The sequence below is a fragment of the Fusobacterium ulcerans ATCC 49185 genome (assembly GCF_900683735.1).
Lineage (GTDB): Bacteria > Fusobacteriota > Fusobacteriia > Fusobacteriales > Fusobacteriaceae > Fusobacterium_A > Fusobacterium_A ulcerans_A.
Map to the genome: position 1 here is coordinate 836,867 of NZ_LR215979.1, position 22,561 is coordinate 859,427.

The following is a 22,561-nucleotide window of genomic DNA, read 5'->3' on the forward strand; positions in this document are numbered from 1 at the left end:
AGGAAAAAAGGATTAGAACAAAAACAGTAAATATGATAAACTTAATCTATATAAGATATGGATTCAGGAGGGAAAGCAATGAAGAAAAAAGTTAAAACAACAGGTAATCCACTACTAAAAAAGGCTCTATTTTTATTTTTTTTCAGCCTTTTGTTACAGATTCCTCTTATGTTTGTAAATGGAGTAGTCCATGAGAGAAATTATCTTTATGATTCTACTATTAAAAATATAGGAAGAGAATGGGGAGAAACACAGACAATAGCAGGACCTGTTATTGTAGTTCCTTATACAGAGGAATATTATGAGAGAGAATATACAGTAGACAAGCAGGGAAAAGAAATCGAAATTGTTAAAAGTAAAAAGAGAAAAAATAGTTTAGTGGTTCTGCCTGAAAAATTAGATGTTAATGTTGATTTGAAAGAAGAAGTGAGAAAAAGAGGTATATATAAATCTATGGTGTATACTGGGGAATTAAACATGAAAGGAAATTTTTCTAAAGTGTTGTCAAATATTCCAGAAAATGCAGTTATAGACTACAATGAAGTAAGTATATCTTTAGGAATAACAGATATAAAAGCTCTTCTTAAAATAGATAAATTTAATTTTAATGGCAAAGAGATAGAATTAGAATCAGGAACTGGATTGGGAAAACCATTTCAGATATCTAAAGGAATTTCGGGAAAACTGGGAATAAAAAATGAAGAATTAGGAGAAATTCCATTTGATATAGAATTAGTGTTTAGAGGTAGTGAAGGGATAACTCTTTTACCAATGGGAAAAGACAATAGCTTCTTTATAAAATCAGCATGGGAAAATCCAAGCTTTTATGGAATGCTTCCTAGAGAAAGAGTTATAAATGAAAATGGATTTACAGCAAATTGGAATATATCCCATCTTACAAGAAATTATAAGCAATACTTTTTTGCAAGTGAAAGTAATAAAATAGATTTATCAGAGGCACAAGCAGGAGTGGCTTTATATAATGGAATAACTCACTACAGACAGGTAATAAGAGCAGCTAAGTATGGAGTTTTATTTATAATGATGAGCTTATTGGCTGTATACCTTTTTGAAATATCAGGGAAGAAAGAAACTCATTATGTTCAGTATGGAATTGTAGGATTTTCTTTAGTTATGTTCTACTTGCTGCTTTTATCACTGGCAGAACATATAAGTTTTATAACTGCATATGGAATATCAGCAGCAGCAGTTATAGTACCAGTATCTTTGTATATAACTAGTGTTACCAAAAATATTAAATATGGATTGGGGATGTTTGTTCTCCTTATAGGTATATATTCTATATTGTTCTCAATTTTAAAAATGGAAGATTATGCACTTCTTACAGGAACACTTCTAATTATGGGAGTATTGTATCTTCTGATGTATGTAACTAAAAATATGGAAATAGTAAGTAAAAAAGTTCCAGATACAGAAGAAATTGAGAACGAGGAACAGGTGAAAAAATGATAGATAAGAAAAAAGAGCTTGAACTTTTGGAGGCAAAATATCAAGAAATAAAAAAACTTAATTCAGAAGCTGAATCTATAATATCAAGTATAAAAAATGATGCAGATATCAATAGAGAAACTCAGCTTTTAGAAGAAAAGGAAAAACTTGAGAAAACTTTAAAAGAAATTAAAGATGAATTACAGAAAAAGATAAAAGAGATAGAAGATTTAAAGAATTCAAATATAGTGCTTTTAGAAGAATTAAGGGAAAGTAAAAGGTTAAGAAGAGAAAAAGAGATAAATAAATTTCAAGTAATGGCTGCTAAAAGGGTAAAAATAGACCTTGAAGACAGAATAATAAGCAGGCTTAATAATTTTAGGAAAGAATTATATAAAAAAATTAATATTCAAGATAAAGAACTGATGAAAGATATGTCTAAAGAATCTCATGAGTTGAGAGCTGAACTAAAAGCAGTAGCTGAAAAAGCAGATGTATTTATTGAAAATTCAAAGAAGAAAGCTTTAGAAGCTGGAATAGCTTTAGGAGAAGAGAGTTCTGTATTTCATAGTGAAATACAGAAAGAATACGACTTAAAAGAAGATAAATATCTTTTTGAAAAAGAGAAAAAAAACTTTGTTCTGGAAAAACTTATTGGATTAAAAGGATTTAATTTTTTAGGAATAATATCAATTTTTTTAGGAATATTTTTAGTTTTTAAAACACAGTTTAGAGACTTCTTTAATAATGATTATATCAAAAGTTCAGGATCATATCTCTTAGGAATTATTTTCCTTTTTGCAGGTGAGAGATTATATCAAAAGAACAAAAAACATTTTGCTGTAGGATTGATAGGTGGGGGAATAGGAATACTATATATAACTACCTTGCTATCAACAATGTATCTTGGACTGTTTTCTATGATGCTGGGGCTTTTTATCTCAGTTATTTTAACAGGATTAGTAGTTATATTAGCATTAAGATATAGTTCACAAATTATAGGAATATTAGCTTTAATAGGGGGATATTTGCCATATGGAGCTTATATTTATTATGAAGGTGGAATTACAAAAATATACTATCTGATAGCTTATTCTCTGATACTTCAGGGAATAGTTTTAGGAGTGTCTTGGAAAAAAGACTGGTTATACAGTAAAATAATTGGGTTTGTAATAGGTTCAACAAATATGGGAGGAATAGTATTTTATCTGTCAAGAAATATGGGAGATAAACTTACTGCATTTTTCTATATTGTAATATTTACAACAGCATATAGCTTTATATTTCTTAATTCTCACAGAAAAGAGAACAGAGAAAGTAATGTTATAGACTATATACTTCTCAGTCTTAACCTTATTGTGAAATTTTCTTTGATATATAGTTTGTCAGATGGAACAACACCAAACTGGATGAAAGCTGGATTAGTAGCAGGAGTAGGTATTATATATGGATTCTTTGGGGATAAACTTAAAGAAAACAGAGTATCCAAAATTTTCTATGTAATAGCTTTAGGATGTTTCATAGTGATAATTCCTGTAATACTTTCTAAAGAATACATAGTGCTAGCATGGGGACTGGAAGCAGTGTTCTTATACTTTATGGCCTCAAAATATAAAAATAAAGAGATAGAATATGGAGCAGTTTTTATATATTTAATAACTCTTTTAACAAATTTCTTTATAAGAGAGGAAAAATATTATCTTGTGTACATACAGGATATTTTGATAATTTCACTTTCTTTTGTAGTTTATTTTATTGTGAAGGAAAAAAGTTATAACAAAACTATTAAAAGTCTGATGGCTCCATTTAAGTATCTTATATTCTTATACTCAATATTTTTCATCAATAATATAATTTTTCTAAATATAAAAAAAATACCAGGAAGATATTATACTAGAGAGATGTTTGGAGTTTTAATAGCAGTTTTAATTGTAAATATTTTGTTGAGAACTGTAACTTATAAGGTTAAAGAACTTCAGGATAGATTTAGTCTGGTATTTTTAACAATAATAGAGATATTTTCAATATTGATAATAAATATGATAAATGTATTTGGATATGTGAAATATGAGAATGGAAAAGAAAAAATCTTACTAATAATTTTCATTTTAGCAGCAAATATATATTTATTCCTCTTTGGAAGAAAAGACATTCATTTTACTTTATTTAAAACTAATGAGAAAAAAGTTCCATGGATAATAGGAGAATCAATATATATAATCGTAGTTTCATATGTACTAATGAATAATGTACTTTATATAGAAGGAGCAAATCTGGTAATAAATATTGTAGGACTGCTTATGTGTGGATATCTCGTTTGGAAAGGATTCAGAACACCTAATAGAAATATAAGAAGGGTAGGACTTGGAATAGGAATATTCTTTGTTTTAAAAAGTTTCTTTATAGATTTTATTTCTTTCAGCAGTACATACAAACTTCTTGCATATTTCAGTATGGGAGTTATATTAATAGGAACTTCTTATATCTATCAAACAGCTCTTAAAAAATTAGAAAAGGAGGAAAAAGGTGAATAGAATAATATCAATACTATTATTTATAATATCTTTGCAATCTTTTTCTTATGATTATTTTAAAGAGATAGAAGTAAATGGAAATAGTAAATATAAAGAATTTTATATAACAGAGGACATTTACTCTAAAAGCAAAAATGATTTGGGAGATATAAGGATACTAGATGATAATGGACAGGAAATACCTTATGTAATTGAAAAAAAAGATGCTGGATATAATAATATAGAGAGGATAATTTCAGTAGGAAATATAGTTTCAGAAACAGCTAAAGAAGAAAGAATGGAAACAGTTTTTAAATTTTCTCCTAAAACTGAGTTAGATGATGTATTTGGAAATAGAATAGAGATAATACCTAAAAGGAATTTTTATTTTGAATATGAATTGCTAGGAAGTAATAATGGAAAAAATTGGGAGTATATAACTTATGGAGAAATATATAAAACTCCAGACAGAGAAAATTTACTAATAGATTTTCCAGAAGAAAAATATACATATTATAAATTGGTAACTGATTTGAATAAAGAAAGTAATTTTAAAGGTGCAGTTCTTAAATTTTATGGAAGTGAAAAAAAGGAAACAGAAACTATTTTACTAAAATTAGAATATCAATCAGAGGAAAAGGATAAAACCAGTATAATTACTATTGAAACTAACAATCTTCCTATACATAAAATATATTTAAAAGCCAGTGGTGAATTTAAAAGAAATTATTCAATCGGAAACAGGGATTATTATAGAACTGGAACTATTTTCAAAGTTGGCGACAAAGAAAATATGCAGATAGATTTCAGAAGAATATCAAGATCAGAACAATTGATACTAGAGATAAAAAATGGAGATAATAAACCTCTTGTAATAACTGAAATTCAAGGAGAATATATTCCTGCTAAGATAATGTTTAAAGCAGAAGAAAATGGCAAATATAAAATAACTTTTGGAAATGAAAACTTGTATAAACCAAAGTATGATTTGGAAGAGTTCAGCAGTATGATAAAAGACAGAAATTTAGTTATAGCTGGGAAAATAAATACAGTTGAAAAAGAAGCAGTTCAAGAATCAAAAGATATGAGTATGTATTACAATATTTTTATTGGATTGATTGTACTTTTACTAAGTAGTTTTATGATAAAAAAAATAAGCAAAAAAAAATAATTTACATTTGAAACATGCTGTTTTTATTGAGAAAAGAGCATATTTCATTTTTAGAACAAAAATAAGACTTACAATTTCTTAAAAAGTATAGTATAATATATTCTTAGGTAGTAAACATAGGATTCTTTAATAAGATAGATATTTATTTAAATGTATTTTGTTACAACACACCGTTAAAAATATCTTTAAAAAGAACAAGAGGATTCCTATAATGCTACAAAACATTTTTTGTTGTAGAACACGAGGGAAAGTAACTCTGATTGTTTTTAAATGCATATGAGATTTTTTAGTGTGGTATGATGAAATAAAATAATTTAAATAAAGGACGTGAAGAATGGAAAAATTAGAAGAATTCAAAAAATTGGGATTGGGAGAGAAAACAATAAAGGCTCTCTCAAAAAAAGGGTATGAAAAACCAACACCTATACAAGCTTTAACTATACCAGCATTACTAGATGGAGATAAGGATATAATAGGACAGGCACAAACAGGAACTGGTAAAACAGCTGCTTTCTCTTTACCAATATTAGAAAGATTTGAACCTGGAAAAGTGGTACAAGCTATTGTTTTAGCTCCTACTAGAGAACTTGCTATCCAAGTTGCTGAAGAAATGAACAGTCTTGCAAATGGTAAAAAAATAAGAATAACTCCTGTATATGGAGGACAATCAATAGAATTCCAAATCAGACAACTGAAAAAAGGAACTGACATAATTGTTGGAACTCCAGGAAGAGTAATGGATCTGATGGACAGAAAACTTATAAAATTAGATAATCTTAAATATTTTATATTAGATGAAGCTGATGAAATGCTTAATATGGGATTTTTAGAAGATGTAGAGAAAATTCTTGAATCTACAAATGATGATAAAAGAATGCTTTTCTTCTCTGCTACAATGCCAAATGAAATATTAAAAGTTGCTAAAAAACATATGAGAGATTATGAAGTTTTAGCAGTAAAAACTAGAGAGCTTACAACTGATCTTACTGATCAAATTTATTTTGAAGTACATGAAAGAGATAAATTTGAAGCTCTATGCAGAATAATAGATCTTACTAAAGATTTCTATGGAATAGTTTTCTGCAGAACTAAAAATGATGTAAATGATGTAGTTGGAAAATTAAATGACAGAGGATATGATGCTGAAGGTCTTCATGGAGATATCAGTCAAAACTATAGAGAAGTAACTTTAAAAAGATTTAAAGCTAAAAAAATAAATGTATTGGTAGCAACAGATGTAGCTGCAAGGGGAATAGATGTAAATGATCTTTCTCATGTAATCAATTATTCCATACCACAGGAAGCTGAGAGTTATGTACATAGAATTGGAAGAACTGGAAGAGCTGGTAAAGAAGGAACTGCTATAACATTTATCACTCCTCAGGAATATAGAAGACTTCTTCAAATTCAAAAAATTGTAAAAACTGAAATCAGAAAAGAAAGAGTTCCAGGAGTAAAAGATGTAATTCAAGCTAAAAAATTTAGATTAATAGAAGAATTAAATCATATACTTGCTGAAAATAATTTTGATAATTTCAAAGACCTTTCAAGAGAACTTTTAAATGGGGAAGATGCTATAGATATTGTAGCTGCTTTAATTAAACATTCATATGAAGATGTACTTGATGAAAGCAATTACAATGAGATAAATAATAGTGCTCCATTAGAAAAAACTGGTAAAGTAAGACTATTTGTTGCTTTAGGAAGAAAAAATGAAATGACTCCTAAGAAATTAGTAGAAATGGTAACTAGCAAAACTAAAGTTGATGAAAGAAAATTAAAGAATGTTGAAGTATATGAAAACTTCTCTTTCTTATCTGTTCCTTTCCAAGAAGCAGAAGAAATTATTGAAATATTCAAGCAAGATAAAAAAGGAAGAAAACCTTTAATAGAAAAAGCTAAAGAAAAGAAACAATAATAAATATATAAGACGGCTCAAAGGCTCATTCAGATTTCTTTTGAGTCGTTTTCATTTTTTGGAAAAGAAAGCAACAAATTCTTGATAGTAGGGGAGATTATGTTATAATATAAGAAAATATAATATAAGGAGTCTGAAATGAAAAAATGGATCTATACTATTGCAGGTTTATTTGTTTTAGTTGCAACAATAGTAGTAGTTTTCTTCTACTTTGAAATAAATAAAAAAGTAAATTATCGAAAGATAATTGAGATAAAGAGAGGTGTTCCATTAAAAGCTTCATTATCAAGCCTTCCTGTTTCAGACAATTTTGTTTTCAAAGTTTATTTGAAATACAGAAATGAGGGAAAGGGAATAAAGGCAGGATATTATGAACTAAAAGGAGAAATGTCAATGAAAGATCTTATAGACGTCCTTGAGGCAGGTAAAGATAAGGTATTTAAATTGACTATTCCAGAAGGATACAGCATAGCAGAAATTGCTGATCTTTTAGAAAAAAATGGAAGAATAGACAAAGATAAATTTTATAAGGAATTTAATGGGATAGAGTTTCCATATCCTACACCAGAAGGGAATTTTGAAGGGTATTTATACCCTGAAACTTATTATATACCAGAAAATTATAATGAAAGATTAATTATAAGAACTTTATTAAGAGAGTTTCTGAAAAAATTTCCACCAGAAAAGTATAAAGATAAAGATGAATTCTACCAAAAATTGATAATGGCATCTATTTTAGAAAGAGAGGCTAAACTTGATGAAGAGAAACCTCTTATGGCTTCTGTATTTTATAATAGAATAAAAAAGAAAATGACACTTTCTTCTGATGCAACAGTGAATTTTTTGTATGATTATAAAAAAAGAAGAATGTATTATAAAGATTTGGAAATAGATTCACCATATAACACTTATAAATATAAGGGACTTCCCCCAGGACCAATATCTAATCCAAGCGTAGTTTCAGTAGAAGCAGCATACAATCCAGCTGATACAGACTACCTGTTTTTTGTTGCAACAGGGGATGGAGGACACTTTTTTAGTAAAACATATAAAGAACATCTGGAATTTCAAAGAAAAAATAAGGAGAATAAATAGTGAACAAAGTAGTTATAGCTGCCATAAACAGCCAATATGTACATCTGAATCTGGCAGTGAGATATCTTAAAAAATATACAGAAACAAATAGTAATATAAAAGTAGAAATATATGAAACAAATATTAATAATCAGCTTTTGAATATAATAAAGGATATTTTTGAGCTGAATCCAGATAAAATAATTTTTTCAACATATATCTGGAATAAAGAATATGTGTTTGAGATAGTAAAGGAGATAAAAAAAGTGCTTCCTACTGTAAAAATTATACTTGGAGGACCTGAGGTGTCTTTTGGTTGGGAGAAGGTAATGGAAGAAAATCCAGAGATAGACAATATACTTGTTGGAGAAGGGGAAAAAGTTTTTTTAAACTTTTTAACCAATGAGAACGACAAAGTATTGGGACTTGTTTACAGAAAAGATGGAGAGATATGTTTTAATGGCTCAGAAAAAATAATAGAAGATTTGGATATAATTCCATTTCCATATGAAAAAGAAGAATTACAGGATAAAACTAAGATATTTTATTATGAAAGTTCAAGAGGATGCCCCTTTAATTGTTCATACTGCATGTCTTCAATAGATAAAACTGTGAGATATTATTCATTGAACAGAGTAAAAGAGGATTTGAAAATATTTTTAGACTCTCCAATAAGACTCTTAAAATTTGTAGACAGAACATTTAATTTGAAGAAAGAAAGATACATGGAGATATGGAAATTTCTTTTGGAAAACTATAGAGAAGGGATAACATTTCACTTTGAAATAAATGCAAATATTTTTGATGATGAAACATTGGATTTTCTTGAAACAGTGCCAAAAGAATACTTTCAATTTGAAATAGGAGTGCAGACTATAAATCCAGATACTATGAAAAGTATAAACAGAAATAATATATTGGATAAGCTGGCTCATAATGTAAGAAGGATAAATAAAAATATTCATCTTCATCTTGACCTTATAGCTGGACTTCCTTATGAAACATATGAAATATTTAAAAAATCTTTTGAATATGTTCATGATTTGAAACCAGAGATGATACAGCTTGGGTTTTTAAAACTATTAAAGGGAACTCAAATGTACAAAGAAATTGAAAAGTATGAATATAAATATTTTTCTAAACCGCCATATGAAATTTTTTCAAATAAATTTATATCTTTTGCAGAAATAATAAAGCTCAAAAATCTTGAAAAAATTCTAGATTATTATTATAATTCAGAAAAATTTTCTATGAGTACAGATTACATAATAAAAAATCATTATGAGAATTCTTTTGGTTTTTATGATGAAATAGCAGAATATTATGATAAAAAAGGATATTTAAAAATAAGTCATAAAGAAACAGCTCTTTTTAATATATTGCATGACTTCTATAGAGAAAAACAATTTGAAGATGTTGAAATATTTGAAGAATATTTAAAGTTTGATTTTATAATGTTAGGAAAACCAGGATTTTATCCAGAATGGTTAATTAGCAGAAAGGATTCAGAGCTTCATAACAGTATAATAAAAGAGAAAGGTTTTAAAAGTGTAAGGGAAGGACATAAAAATAGTGAACTTGAATTTTTTAGATTTGATATATTTTCTGGAAATAAAGAAGAAATAAACATATTCTTCGATTATAAAACAAAAAACTATAAAGTGATAAAAAATAAAAGAATATAGTTAAATTATTTTGCAAAAAAATGGTAAGATATGTTATAATTTTATGAAAATGAAATGGAGAATTTATGAATTTATACAAGGCAATCCTAGAAAAAAATAGAAAAAATAAACTGATAGAAGAAAATGATAAAATAGTTGTTGGTTTTTCAGGAGGTCCTGATTCAGTTTTTTTAGTTGAAATGCTAGTGAAACTTAGGGAGAATATAAACTTTGATATGGTACTTGTCCATATAAATCATCTTTTAAGAGGGGAAAACTCTGATGGTGATGAGATATTTTCATTGGATTATGGAAAGAAAAAAGGATTACAAGTTTTTAGTAGAAAGATAAATATAACAGAACTAGGAAAAGATATGGGACTTACCTTGGAAGAAGCAGGAAGAAAAGCAAGGTATGATCTATTTAAAGAGATATTTGAAAAAACAGGAGCAAATAAAATTGCTTTAGCTCATAATAAAGATGATCAGTTGGAAACATTTATGTTTAGATTGATAAGGGGAGCTGGTCTTGAAGGTCTTGAAGGTATTGTTGCTAAAAGAGATATATACATCAGACCAATATCTGAAATTTATAAAAAGGATATTGTTGAGTATCTTAATGAAAATAATATTTCTTATAGAATAGATGAAACAAATCTTGAAAATGAATTTACAAGAAATAGTATAAGACTTGATCTGATTCCGTTTATAGAAAAAAGATATAATCCAAAGTTTAAGGATAAACTTTATTTTTTAATAGAGGAAATAAGAGAAGCAAATAGAGTATTGGAAATGAAATTCGAACAGTACATGGTTAACAATAAATTAAGTATAAAAAAATTGAAGCAATTAGATAAGTATCTTCTTAGTAAGGTGTTGATACAATATTTATATAGTTATGGAATAGAAGTATCAAGAAAGAAAATCCAACTGATAGAGGATATTTTATATAAAGGAGGTAGTAAGGATATTTCTTTAAATAGGGAATTTATTCTTAAAAAAGATTATGATTTCCTTGGAATAGAAAAGAACACAAAAAAAGAAGATAACTATATCAAAGAAGTTGAATTAGAAGTGCCAGGTCAGATAACATTTGGTGATTATATAATAGAAGCAGTTCTTAGTAATGAAATATTATATGATAAACAAAACTTTTATACCAGCTTAAAAAAAGGAGATAAACTTAAAATCAGAAGTAGAAACGATGGAGACAGAATGATTCCAATAGGAATGATATCAGAAAAAAAAGTAAAAGATATCCTTATAAATGAAAAAGTTCCAAAAGAAAAAAGAGATACAATCCCTTTAGTGTTACATAATGAAGAGATAGTATGGATTGCAGGAATAAAAGGAAATGAAAAATATAAAAATTCTGATTATAAAAGCTGTGTAAAATTGAATATAAGGAGGATCAGTAGTTGAACAGAGAAGATTTTATAGAAGAAAAAGTACTTTATATAGAGGAAGAAAAAGAGGTAAAAGACTCTGAAAAGAAAGAGAAGCCAAAAGAGGATGAAAAAAAGACTTCTCAAGAGCCAGATAGTAAAAAGCCTCAAGAAGATGAAGAACAGATAAAAGATGAAAAAGAAAAAATACATGATGAAATAAAAGAAAGAAAAGAAGAATTAAAATCAAAATTAAGAGATGGGTTAAATCAAAACGGTAACAAAGAAGAAGATCGTACTAATAAATTAAAAAGCCTTGGAGGAAAATTTAACTTTAAAGGTTTTGTAATGTTACTTTTCATTGTTACATTGATAGCTTCTGCACCAGCTCTTTTATCAACTAATGCTAAAACTCCCAATAATGAAATTGGATATAGTGAGTTTATAAGTCATGTAAAAAATAAAGAGATAATTAAAGTTAATGAAAAAGAGGGATATGTATATGGTTATTCGCCAGAAGATGAAAAGAAAGAAGTAAAATCATATAAAGCAAGAATGATAACTGACAGATTGGGAGATGACCCTGTTTTAGTCAAAACAATAGAAGAAAATAATGCTTCTATAAAATCACTTCCACCTCAAGAATTACCATTCTTATTAAATATGCTTGCTTCTTGGTTCCCAATGCTTCTATTGATAGGAGTATGGATATTCATGCTTAACAGAATGAATAAAGGAAGTGGTGGAGGACCTCAAATTTTCAATATGGGAAAATCTAAAGCTAAAGATAATGGAGAAGAGATTTCTAAAGTAACATTTGATGATGTAGCAGGTATTCCAGAAGCAAAAGTAGAACTTGAAGAAGTGGTAAGTTTTTTAAAAGAACCAGAAAAATTTAAAAAAGTAGGAGCAAAGATACCTAAAGGAGTATTGTTGTTAGGAGGACCAGGAACTGGTAAAACTCTTCTAGCTAAGGCGGTAGCTGGAGAGGCTAAGGTGCCATTTTTCAGTATGTCTGGATCTGAGTTCGTAGAAATGTTTGTAGGGGTAGGAGCTTCAAGAGTAAGAGATTTATTTAATAAAGCTAGAAAAAGTGCTCCTTGTATTATATTTATAGATGAGATAGATGCTGTAGGTAGAAAAAGAGGTTCTGGGCAAGGTGGAGGAAATGATGAAAGAGAACAAACTCTAAATCAACTTTTAGTAGAGATGGATGGGTTTGGAACTGATGAAACTATTATAGTACTTGCTGCAACTAACAGACCTGAGATACTGGACAAAGCTCTAATGAGACCTGGAAGATTTGACAGACAGGTAATAGTTGATAATCCTGATATTAAAGGAAGAGAAGAGATATTAAAAGTGCATATTAGAGGCAAAAAAATTGCTAAAGATGTAGATTTATCTATAATAGCTAAGAAAACTCCAGGATTCGTAGGGGCTGACCTTGCAAATATGCTTAATGAAGCTGCAATTCTTGCTGCAAGAGCGGGAAGAGAAGAAATAACTATGGATGACTTGGAAGAAGCATCTGAAAAAGTAAGCATAGGACCAGAAAGAAAATCTAAAGTAGTAGTAGAAAAAGAGAGAAAAATATCAGCTTATCATGAAGCAGGACATGCTGTTGTGACTCATCTACTGCCTAATACAGATCCAGTTCATAAAGTAACAATAGTTCCAAGAGGAAGAGCTGGAGGTTTCACTATGTCACTTCCTGAAGAGGAAAAAGGTTACTATTTTAAAAGTGAATACTTAAATATGATAAAATATGCTTTAGGTGGAAGAGCAGCTGAACAAATTGTATTTAATGATATAACTACAGGAGCAAGCAGTGATATTCAACATGTTACAGGTATTGTTCATAGTATGGTAAAAGTTTATGGAATGTCAGATAAATTTGGACCAATACTTCTTGATGGAACTAGAGAAGGAGATTTATTCCAGCAGAAATACTATAGTGAAGAAACTGGAAAGGATATAGATGAGGAAATTCTTTCAATAATAAATACTCAATATCAAGAAACTTTAAAATTATTGAGAGATAATTTTGATAAACTAGATGTTATAGCAAAAGCTTTATTGGAAAAAGAAACACTTAATAGAGGAGAATTTGAAGCTCTAATGAATGGAAAAACTCTTGCTGATTTAGCTGAATCAAAAAAAGAAGCTGCTGAAATAAAAGCTGATGAAGTTATAGAAGAGAAAGAAAAAGAAGAAGTAATTGAAAAAATAGAAGAAGATAAAGAATTTGATAAAGAGAATCAAGAATAAAAAAGTTTTTTAAAATGAAAAGAATAAAAATATTTACATTTGTTAGATAATATGATATGATTATCTAGTAAATTTGTGCTCAGTTTTACGATTAGCCCCGTATTACTTGGCTCAAATAATATATAACTCAGGAGGAAATATAAAATGGCTATGAGAAGCAAAGCAGAAATTGTTAAAGAATTTGGAAAATTTGAAGGAGATACAGGATCAACTGAAGTACAAATCGCACTTCTTACTGAAAAGATCAATCACCTAACAGATCACCTAAGAGTTCATAAAAAAGATTTCCATTCAAGATTAGGACTATTAAAAATGGTAGGACAAAGAAAAAGATTACTAGCTTACTTAACTAAGAAAGATCTTGAAGGATACAGAAACTTAATCGCTAGATTAGGAATCAGAAAATAATTAAATAAAGAACGAGGAGATATCCTCGTTTTTTTTATAACTTTTTTAAAATAAAAGTTGAATTTTGTATGAATTTAAAGTATTCTACATAGTATAGGGATAAATGATAACAGGAGAGGATTATGAAAAAATTTTTATTGCTGACATTGATGATATATTCATTATTTTCTATAACTATATATTCTCAAGAAGAATACATAAAAGGGAAAATATTGAAACTAGAGGACTGTCTTTCACCAGAAGAAGAAGTTGAAGAGTTAAAAGAAATACTTCTTTATGATGTGGTGATAATGGAAGGAGAGAGAAAAGGAGATAAAATTCTTGTGGAATTTCCTATCTATAGAGAAGACGCTTTTAATATAAATGTAAAAGAGGGAGATAATATAGTTCTTTATCATGATATAGATGAAGAGGGAAATGAAAAATACTATGTAGCTGATAAAGATAAAAGAAATGATATAATATACTTAGGAGCTCTTTTTGTAATTACTACACTGGCTTTTTCAAAATTTAAAGGCTTTAAAGCTATGATTGCATTGCTGTTGGTAGTTGTATTTATATATAAAGTTTTTATTCCAGGAATAATAGTGGGATATTCTCCAATTCTTTTATCAGTGGCAACTGCTTTATTTGCCTCTATTATAACAATATATCTCATGACAGGGTTTAATAATAAGGGGATAATAGCTATATTAGGAGCAATAGGTGGGGTTTTAGTAGCAGGAATATTGTCTTTTATATTTGTAAATTCAATGAGGCTGACAGGGTATGTCACAACAGAAGCCTTAAACTATGCTTCAATGCTGCAGAACATAAAAATAAAAGAGGTAATATCTGCAGGTGTTATTTTAGGAAGTATGGGAGCAGTAATGGATGTGGCCATGTCTATATCTTCAGCATTAAATGAAATAAAAGAAAAAAATCAGGATATACATAGAAAAGAGCTTTTCTTATCTGGAATGAGAATAGGAAGTGACATAATAGGAACAATGATTAATACGCTTATTCTTGCCTATATAGGAAGCAGCCTGATGACTACTATTTTTATATATTTGCAGAAAAGTCAATATCCTCTTATAAGAATATTGAACTTTGAATCAATAGTTGTAGAGATATTAAGAGCTTTTTGTGGAAGCATAGGTATTTTGGTTGCAGTACCGATAACAGCCTATGTAGCTTCAAAAATTTACTCAAAAAAATAAGCTTAATTTTCATCAATTATTAAAAAAAATTAATTTTAAGACTGAAAAATTAGTACTCTTGTTCTATTAATAATACGATATTTTATCATATATAAAATCTATATTTGCTATATAAATTTTATAAATTTGACTTAAAGCCCAATAAATAGTACATTCTTTCTATGATTATATTTAAAAAAGATAATGTTTAAGGGCGGTAGAAAAAAATATTTCTTTACTTATTTTAAAAATGTTGTATCCTTATTATAGAAAGAGTGTTATAATAAAAACAATTATTTCAATTATGTACACTCAAAAAAGTTTTCATTTTAGAAAATATAATAAAAAATTTTCAAAATGAAACGAAATAAAAATATAGTTTTAGGGAGGAATGTTATTTATGAAAAAGAAATTACATCTATTGGTTCTAGCACTTCTATCGGTATTCTTATTTATCTCTTGTGGTGGAAGTAAAGAAACAGCAGGAGCAAAAGCAGCAACAAAAGATACACTGGTAGTGGCTAACGGAGCAGATGCAAAATCTTTGGATCCACATGCAACAAATGATGCACCGTCATCAAAAGTAACAGTTCAAATATATGATAGATTAGTTGAACAAGATGAAAATATGAATATTATTCCAAGTCTTGCTGAATCATGGGAACAGCCTGATGATGTGACAACTGTATTTCATTTAAGAAAAGGAGTAAAATTTCACAATGGTGAGCCTTTAACTGCAGCAGATGTTAAATTTTCTTTAGACAGAATGAAAAGTTCTCCACAAGTATCTCATATTATAGGAACTGTGGATAAAGTAGAAGTAGTAGATGAAAATACTGTAAAAGTAATAACTAAACAACCATTCGGAGCTTTATTAAGCCACTTATGTCATCCAACAGCAGCTATACTTAATGAAAAAGCTGTCAAAGCTGCTGGAGATTCTTATGGACAACATCCAGTAGGAACAGGACCATATAAATTTGTATCATGGGCTTCAGGTGATAGAATAGTACTTGAAGCTAATCCTGATTATTTCTTAGGAGAAACTCCTATAAAAAATGTTATATTCAGAGCAATACCTGAAGCAACTAACAGAACAATAGGATTAGAAACTGGAGAAATAGATATAGCTTACGATATTGAAGGAATGGATAAAGAAAGAATAAGAGAAGATAAAAATCTAGTATTTTTAGAAGAACCATCTTTATCAATTGACTATATTGGATTCAATACTAAAAAAGCGCCTTTCAATGATGTAAGAGTAAGACAAGCTATTGCATCTGTAATCAATGTAGATGATATTATCTCTACAGTATATAAAGGATCAGCAACAAAAGCTAATTCACTTATTGGACCAAAAGTGTTTGGGCATAGTGATGAAGCAAAAGCTTGGACAGTTGATATAGATAAAGCTAAAGCTTTACTAGCTGAAGCTGGATATCCAAATGGATTTAAATCAAAAATCTGGATCAATGAAAATCCAGACAGAAGAGATATAGCTATAATAGTTCAAGATCAATTAAGAGCTATTGGAGTAGATATAGCTGTTGAAACTCTTGAGTGGGGAGCATTCTTAGATGGAACTTCAAGAGGAGATCATGAAATGTTTATATTAGGATGGGTAAGTGTAACTGGAGATGCTGACTATGGATTATATCCATTACTTCATACATCTTGTTTTGGTGGAGCTGGAAACAGAGCATTCTATGACAATCCTAAAGTTGACGAATTGTTAACAAAAGCAAGAAATTCAAATGATCAAGATGAAAGAAAAGCATTATATAATCAAGTACAAATTATAGTTCAAGAAGAAGTGCCTTTATACATAACAGCATACAAAGCTCAAAATGCTGGATTACAAAAATATGTAGATAACTTTAAATTAAAAGCAGCAGGACACCATAGATTGTATGGTACAAAATTTAAACAAAATTAATTTTAAAAGAAACTGACTTAAAAAATAAATATTTAGAGAAGGGCTGCATCTAAAATTTATACTTTTTAGATCCAGCCCTTTAAAATAAAAAGGGTTTGTAACAAAAATTAAAATATATATTAAAATTTAAAGGAAAGGAGAGAGCACTTTAAAAAGTTAGAGTGTCGTACTAAAAGATGCACAAATACGTATTAAGAAGACTTTTATTACTTATTCCTGTATTATTAGGAGTATCGCTTTTAGTTTTTACTATCATGTCATTAACTCCTGGGGATCCAGCACAGTTAATTTTGGGTGAAAATGCACCTAAAGAGGCAATCTTAAAATTGAGAGAAGAAATGGGACTTAATGATCCATTCTTAGTTCAATATTTTAGATATGTGGGAAAAGCTGTTGTTGGTGACTTTGGAAGATCTTACACTACTGGAAGAGAGGTATTTGGAGAAATATTTTCCAGATTCCCAAATACACTTATATTAGCTGTCATTGGAATAATAATTTCAGTTTGTATAGGTATACCAGTTGGTATTATTTCAGCTACAAGACAATATTCATTCTTAGACAGTTTCAGTATGATATTAGCATTACTAGGAGTTTCTATGCCAGTATTCTGGTTAGGGCTTATGCTTATACTTACTTTCTCTGTTAAATTAGGATTATTACCTTCTGGAGGATTTGATGGGCTCAAGAGTTTAATACTACCATCAGTGACTTTAGGGGTAGGATCTGCTGCTATCATAACAAGAATGACACGTTCTTCTATGTTGGAAGTTATAAGACAGGATTATATCAGAACTGCGAGAGCTAAAGGGGTTGCAGAAAAAGTTGTAATCAATAAACATGCTCTTAAAAATGCGCTAATCCCAATAATCACAGTAGTTGGATTACAATTTGGTGGTCTTTTAGGAGGAGCTGTTCTTACAGAATCAGTTTACTCATGGCCTGGTGTAGGAAGACTTATGGTTGATGCTATCAGACAAAAGGATACTCCTACAGTTCTAGCAGCAGTTATATTCTTAGCTGCAACATTCAGTGTTGTAAATCTATTGGTAGATATATTATATGCTTATGTTGATCCTAGAATCAAATCACAATATAAGTAGTAAGGGGGATTAAGATGTCATCTAAAGAAAATGCAAAACAAGCCAATAAAAAAAGAAGCCAATGGAGAGAAGTATGGAGAATGCTGAAGAAAAATAAAATGGCTCTTTTAGGACTTGTTATTCTATGTATATTAGTTTTATTAGCATTATTTGCTGATGTTATAGCAAATTATGATACAGTAGTAATTAAACAAAATTTAGGAAGCAGATTACAAGGACCAAGTGCAGCTCACTGGCTTGGAACTGATGAATTTGGTAGAGATATATTTGCAAGACTTATCCATGGTGCAAGAGTATCACTAAAAGTTGGAATTGTAGCAGTTGGGATTTCAATTATATGTGGAGGAACTTTAGGAGCTCTAGCTGGATATTATGGTGGAAAATTAGATAATATAATCATGAGAATAATGGATATATTCCTAGCAGTACCAAGCATTCTTTTAGCTATTGCTATTGTTTCTGCATTAGGACCAAGTATAATCAACTTGATGGTTGCTATCAGTGTGTCTAACATACCTAGATATGCAAGAATAGTTAGAGCATCAGTTCTTTCTATAAGAGATCAGGAATTTGTTGAGGCAGCAAAAGCTATTGGTGCAAGTAATGCGAGAATAATATTCAGACATATAATTCCTAACTCATTGGCTCCTGTAATTGTACAAGGAACTCTAGGGGTTGCAAGTGCAATCTTATCAACAGCAGGATTGAGTTTTATTGGACTAGGAATACAGCCTCCTGCTCCAGAATGGGGATCTATGCTATCTGGAGGTAGACAATACCTTAGATATGCATGGTGGGTAACTACATTCCCAGGAGTGGCTATAATGATAACTATTTTATCATTGAACCTTTTAGGAGATGGACTTAGAGATGCACTAGATCCAAGATTAAAACAATAATAGAGTTAGGGGGAATTATAAAATGAGCGAAAAATTATTGGACATAAAAGATTTGACTATTCAATATGTTACAGAAAGCGAAACAGTATCTGCTGTTAATGGACTTGATATAGAACTTAATGAAGGAGAGACTATAGGTCTTGTTGGAGAAACTGGAGCTGGGAAAACAACTTCTGCTCTAGGTATCATGGGACTTGTTCCAAATCCTCCTGGGAAAGTAGTAAAAGGATCTATTAAATTTTTTGGAAAAGATCTTTTGAAAGAAACTGAAGAAGGAATGAGAAAAATTAGGGGAAGTCAGATATCAATGATATTCCAAGACCCTATGACTTCACTTAATCCAGTTATGACTGTTGGAGAACAGATAGCTGAGGTTATAGATATTCATGAACAAATAGGACCAGCAGCAGCTTTAGAAAAAGCAAAAGATATGCTTGAACTTGTTGGAATTCCAGGTGCTAGAGTAAATGATTATCCACATCAATTCTCTGGAGGAATGAAGCAAAGGGTTGTTATTGCCATTGCTCTTGCATGTAATCCAAAGCTTCTGATAGCAGATGAACCAACAACTGCACTAGATGTTACTATTCAAGCCCAAGTACTTGACTTGATGAATGACCTTAAAGAAAAATTTAAAACTGCAATGATCCTTATTACACATGACCTTGGAGTAGTTGCACAAGTATGTGATAAGGTAGCTATAATGTATGCTGGAGAAATAATAGAAGCAGGAACATTGTTAGATGTTTTTGAAAATCCTAAGCATCCATATACACATGGACTTTTTGGATCTATTCCTAGCTTAGATGAAGAAGCTACTAGATTAAAACCTATTCAAGGGTTAATGCCTGACCCTACTGATCTGCCAAAAGGATGTAAATTCCATCCTAGATGCCCTCATGCAACAGAACTTTGCTCTAAGCAAGATCCAAATGTTGTAGAAGTAACTAAAGGTCATAAAGTAAGATGTCTTATTTGTGAAGGATTGGTAGAATTTAAAGCGGAACAGGAGGATAAAAAATAATGGAAGATAGCAGAGTTTTACTTGAAGTAAAAAATCTAAAAAAATATTTTAATACTCCAAAAGGACTGCTTCATGCAGTGGATGATGTAAACTTTTCAATTCGTGAAGGAAAAACATTAGGAGTAGTTGGAGAATCTGGATGTGGAAAATCAACTACTGGAAGAGTTATTTTAAGACTTCTGGAAGCTACTGATGGAGAAATCTTATTTGAAGGAAAAAATATTAGAAACTATACAAAAGAACAAATGATAGAGATTAGACAGAAAATGCAGATTATTTTCCAGGATCCATTTGCCTCTTTGAATCCAAGAATGACTGTAAGTGAAATCATTGCAGAACCACTTATTATTCATGGAATCTATAAAAATAGAGAAGAGCGTGATAAAAGAGTAATGGAACTTATGGAAACAGTTGGATTAAGTGAAAGACTTATGAACACTTACCCTCATGAACTTGATGGAGGAAGAAGACAAAGAATAGGTATTGCCAGAGCACTTGCATTGAATCCTAAATTCATAGTTTGTGATGAGCCAGTATCTGCTCTTGATGTTTCTATCCAAGCACAGGTATTAAACTTGATGCAGGACCTTCAAGAGGAGTTTGGACTTACATATATGTTCATAACACATGACTTATCAGTTGTAAAACATTTCTCTGATGATATTGCAGTTATGTATTTGGGACAATTAGTTGAGAAAGCTCCTTCTAAAGACTTGTTTAAAAATCCTATTCATCCATATACAAAAGCATTATTATCAGCTATACCAGTAGCTAGTGTAACGAAGAAAATGGAAAGAATAAGACTGCAAGGAGAAATTACTTCTCCTATCAATCCTGAAAAAGGATGCAGATTTGCAAAAAGATGTGTTTATGCAAAAGAGATATGCAGACAGGAAGATCCAAAACTTCAAGAAGTTGGAGAAGGACACTTCTATGCTTGTCACTTAGCAAAAGAACTTGGATTTGTAGATGAAAAAGCAATATCTTTAGATAAAAAATAAAATAATAAATAATATGCCCCAGTTGATACAAGTCAGCTGGGTTTTTTATATAAAAAATTATTTTTATACATAAAATATGAATTATATTTTTTATTTATTTCACTATTTATAATAGTTTTTTTATAAAAATATGAACAAATATATATTTATTTTGTTTGCTAGAAAATTCTAAAAAATTTGATAAAATATAATATAGAATAAATAATATGAACTGAAACATTTAGGAGGAAAAAGATGATTAATGCAATTTGGTGTGGAATGATAATTATTGGAGTGGTTGTATCTATATTTACTGGAAAGATTCAGGCAGTGACAGACTCAGCAATATCGTCAGCAGGAACAGCAGTGGAGATATCAATAGGACTGGTAGGTGTAATGGCATTGTGGCTTGGACTTATGAAGATAGCTGAAGAAGCAGGATTAGTAAAGGCTATGGGAAAAGCAATGAAGCCTCTTATGATAAGATTGTTTCCAGAAGTACCAGCAGATCATCCAGCTATGGGAAGTATGGTAGCAAATATGGCAGCGAACTTCTTTGGATTAGGAAATGCAGCAACACCATTAGGAATAAAAGCCATGCAGGAATTACAGGAACTGAATACAAATAAGGATGAGGCATCAAATGCAATGGTAATGTTTTTAGCAATAAACACTTCATCTGTAACTCTTATATCTTCAAGTGTAATAGCATACAGAACAGCAGCAGGTTCAGCAAATGCAGCAGAGGTTATAGCACCAACAATAGTTGCAACAATAGCATCAACAGCAGTAGGAATAATAGCTTGCAAAATTCTGCAAAAGTTACCATCATTTAAAAGAGAAGAAATTTAAGAGATAAAACAGAAGAGGGAGGAATAGAAAATGTTTGTAATGATAATGAATCAAATATCGCTTTATGCAATACCAATGATAATATTTATAATAGTAGGATATGCATTCTTTGTAAAGAAGGTAAGAGTATATGAAGTATTTTGCGAGGGAGCAAAGGAAGGATTTACAACAGCAATAAGAATAATACCATTTCTAGTGGCAATGCTGGTAGCAATAGGAATATTCAGAAGTTCAGGATGTATAGATATAATGATGAAAGTATTGGATCCAATATTTTCAATGATAGGAATGCCAGGAGAAGTATTACCAATGGCAATAATGAGACCATTGTCAGGAGGAGGAGCAACAGGAATAATGAATGATCTTATGCTGACATATGGACCAGATTCATTAATAGGAAGAATAGCTTCAACAATGATGGGATCAACAGAAACAACATTTTATGTACTGGCAGTATATTTTGGAGCAGTAAGTATAAGAAAGACAAGACATGCAGTAGCAGCAGGACTTTTAGCAGATGTGGCTGGGCTGCTGACATCAGTATGGATATGCAATTTAATGTTTAGATAAAATAAAAAGCAGTAGAGAATGATTAAATAGTGAATTAAATTTTAGAAGCTTGAAAATAAATAGTCAGTATTTGTACTTAATAGGTTCTAAAATTATATTTCTATATTAATCATTCTCTTTTTTATCTAAAAAATAGAAAAATTTTAAAAATATCTGGTATAATA

At 29.7% G+C, this 22,561-nt stretch carries 17 protein-coding genes; all 17 read left to right on the top strand.

The features are described from left to right. The first annotated feature begins 78 nt into the window (after positions 1-78). A complete protein-coding gene (gene creD, locus E0E45_RS03840) occupies positions 79-1,470 on the top strand; it encodes a cell envelope integrity protein CreD (protein WP_130889946.1) in 1,392 nt (463 codons plus the stop codon). Next, positions 1,467-3,983, top strand: a complete 2,517-nt coding sequence (locus tag E0E45_RS03845) for a DUF2339 domain-containing protein (RefSeq protein WP_130889947.1) — start codon at positions 1,467-1,469, stop codon at positions 3,981-3,983. Before creD ends, E0E45_RS03845 begins: the two co-directional genes overlap by 4 nt. Beyond that, positions 3,976-5,133, top strand: coding sequence for a hypothetical protein (locus E0E45_RS03850; protein WP_130889948.1), 1,158 nt, complete (start codon positions 3,976-3,978; stop codon positions 5,131-5,133). The genes E0E45_RS03845 and E0E45_RS03850 overlap by 8 nt, the downstream gene beginning before the upstream one ends. Before the next feature lie 334 nt (positions 5,134-5,467). Then, positions 5,468-7,051 (top strand): DEAD/DEAH box helicase, encoded by a 1,584-nt coding sequence (locus E0E45_RS03855; RefSeq protein ID WP_130889949.1) that lies wholly within the window; start codon positions 5,468-5,470, stop codon positions 7,049-7,051. Positions 7,052-7,189: 138 nt separating this feature from the next. Next, complete coding sequence (gene mltG, locus E0E45_RS03860; RefSeq protein ID WP_130889950.1) at positions 7,190-8,146, top strand: endolytic transglycosylase MltG; 957 nt, start codon at positions 7,190-7,192, stop codon at positions 8,144-8,146. Then, the gene (locus E0E45_RS03865) at positions 8,146-9,810 is read left to right on the top strand and encodes a B12-binding domain-containing radical SAM protein (RefSeq protein WP_130889951.1); all 1,665 of its coding nucleotides are present in this window, start codon (positions 8,146-8,148) and stop codon (positions 9,808-9,810) included. The genes mltG and E0E45_RS03865 overlap by 1 nt, the downstream gene beginning before the upstream one ends. Positions 9,811-9,875: 65 nt before the next feature. Beyond that, positions 9,876-11,210: a tRNA lysidine(34) synthetase TilS gene (tilS, locus tag E0E45_RS03870; RefSeq protein ID WP_130889952.1), complete on the top strand. Its 1,335-nt coding sequence runs from the start codon at positions 9,876-9,878 to the stop codon at positions 11,208-11,210. After that, on the top strand, positions 11,207-13,444 hold the full coding sequence (ftsH, locus tag E0E45_RS03875) for an ATP-dependent zinc metalloprotease FtsH (RefSeq protein ID WP_130889953.1): 2,238 nt from the start codon (positions 11,207-11,209) through the stop codon (positions 13,442-13,444). Before tilS ends, ftsH begins: the two co-directional genes overlap by 4 nt. A gap of 150 nt (positions 13,445-13,594) precedes the next feature. Beyond that, positions 13,595-13,852: a 30S ribosomal protein S15 gene (rpsO, locus tag E0E45_RS03880; protein ID WP_096404543.1), complete on the top strand. Its 258-nt coding sequence runs from the start codon at positions 13,595-13,597 to the stop codon at positions 13,850-13,852. A 122-nt stretch (positions 13,853-13,974) separates the two neighbouring features. After that, a complete protein-coding gene (locus tag E0E45_RS03885; protein ID WP_130889954.1) occupies positions 13,975-15,054 on the top strand; it encodes a YibE/F family protein in 1,080 nt (359 codons plus the stop codon). 379 nt (positions 15,055-15,433) lie between these two features. Then, positions 15,434-16,969: a glutathione ABC transporter substrate-binding protein gene (locus tag E0E45_RS03890; protein WP_130889955.1), complete on the top strand. Its 1,536-nt coding sequence runs from the start codon at positions 15,434-15,436 to the stop codon at positions 16,967-16,969. Between the two features lie 176 nt (positions 16,970-17,145). Further along, positions 17,146-18,072 carry a nickel ABC transporter permease gene (gene nikB, locus E0E45_RS03895; protein ID WP_005980232.1) on the top strand — a complete coding sequence of 309 codons (927 nt, stop codon included), beginning with the start codon at positions 17,146-17,148 and terminating at the stop codon, positions 18,070-18,072. A 14-nt stretch (positions 18,073-18,086) separates the two neighbouring features. Then, positions 18,087-18,971 (top strand): nickel transporter permease, encoded by an 885-nt coding sequence (nikC, locus tag E0E45_RS03900; protein ID WP_130889956.1) that lies wholly within the window; start codon positions 18,087-18,089, stop codon positions 18,969-18,971. Between the two features lie 22 nt (positions 18,972-18,993). Next, complete coding sequence (locus E0E45_RS03905; RefSeq protein ID WP_130889957.1) at positions 18,994-19,995, top strand: ABC transporter ATP-binding protein; 1,002 nt, start codon at positions 18,994-18,996, stop codon at positions 19,993-19,995. Beyond that, entirely contained in the window at positions 19,995-20,996 is a 1,002-nt protein-coding gene (locus E0E45_RS03910) for an ABC transporter ATP-binding protein (protein ID WP_130889958.1), read from the top strand. Before E0E45_RS03905 ends, E0E45_RS03910 begins: the two co-directional genes overlap by 1 nt. A gap of 234 nt (positions 20,997-21,230) precedes the next feature. Next, positions 21,231-21,827 carry a nucleoside recognition domain-containing protein gene (locus E0E45_RS03915; RefSeq protein WP_130889879.1) on the top strand — a complete coding sequence of 199 codons (597 nt, stop codon included), beginning with the start codon at positions 21,231-21,233 and terminating at the stop codon, positions 21,825-21,827. 30 nt (positions 21,828-21,857) lie between these two features. Next, positions 21,858-22,397 carry a spore maturation protein gene (locus E0E45_RS03920; protein ID WP_096403259.1) on the top strand — a complete coding sequence of 180 codons (540 nt, stop codon included), beginning with the start codon at positions 21,858-21,860 and terminating at the stop codon, positions 22,395-22,397. Positions 22,398-22,561: the final 164 nt, after the last annotated feature.

Excerpts from the sequence above, each read along its gene's own strand:
- creD (WP_130889946.1), top strand. The coding sequence starts at position 79 with ATGAAGAAAAAAGTTAAAACAACAGGTAATCCACTACTAAAAAAGGCT.
- E0E45_RS03845 (WP_130889947.1), top strand. The coding sequence starts at position 1,467 with ATGATAGATAAGAAAAAAGAGCTTGAACTTTTGGAGGCAAAATATCAA.
- E0E45_RS03855 (WP_130889949.1), top strand. The coding sequence starts at position 5,468 with ATGGAAAAATTAGAAGAATTCAAAAAATTGGGATTGGGAGAGAAAACA.
- mltG (WP_130889950.1), top strand. The coding sequence starts at position 7,190 with ATGAAAAAATGGATCTATACTATTGCAGGTTTATTTGTTTTAGTTGCA.
- tilS (WP_130889952.1), top strand. The coding sequence starts at position 9,876 with ATGAATTTATACAAGGCAATCCTAGAAAAAAATAGAAAAAATAAACTG.
- rpsO (WP_096404543.1), top strand. The coding sequence starts at position 13,595 with ATGAGAAGCAAAGCAGAAATTGTTAAAGAATTTGGAAAATTTGAAGGA.
- E0E45_RS03885 (WP_130889954.1), top strand. The coding sequence starts at position 13,975 with ATGAAAAAATTTTTATTGCTGACATTGATGATATATTCATTATTTTCT.
- E0E45_RS03890 (WP_130889955.1), top strand. The coding sequence starts at position 15,434 with ATGAAAAAGAAATTACATCTATTGGTTCTAGCACTTCTATCGGTATTC.
- nikB (WP_005980232.1), top strand. The coding sequence starts at position 17,146 with ATGCACAAATACGTATTAAGAAGACTTTTATTACTTATTCCTGTATTA.
- nikC (WP_130889956.1), top strand. The coding sequence starts at position 18,087 with ATGTCATCTAAAGAAAATGCAAAACAAGCCAATAAAAAAAGAAGCCAA.
- E0E45_RS03905 (WP_130889957.1), top strand. The coding sequence starts at position 18,994 with ATGAGCGAAAAATTATTGGACATAAAAGATTTGACTATTCAATATGTT.
- E0E45_RS03910 (WP_130889958.1), top strand. The coding sequence starts at position 19,995 with ATGGAAGATAGCAGAGTTTTACTTGAAGTAAAAAATCTAAAAAAATAT.
- E0E45_RS03915 (WP_130889879.1), top strand. The coding sequence starts at position 21,231 with ATGATTAATGCAATTTGGTGTGGAATGATAATTATTGGAGTGGTTGTA.
- E0E45_RS03920 (WP_096403259.1), top strand. The coding sequence starts at position 21,858 with ATGTTTGTAATGATAATGAATCAAATATCGCTTTATGCAATACCAATG.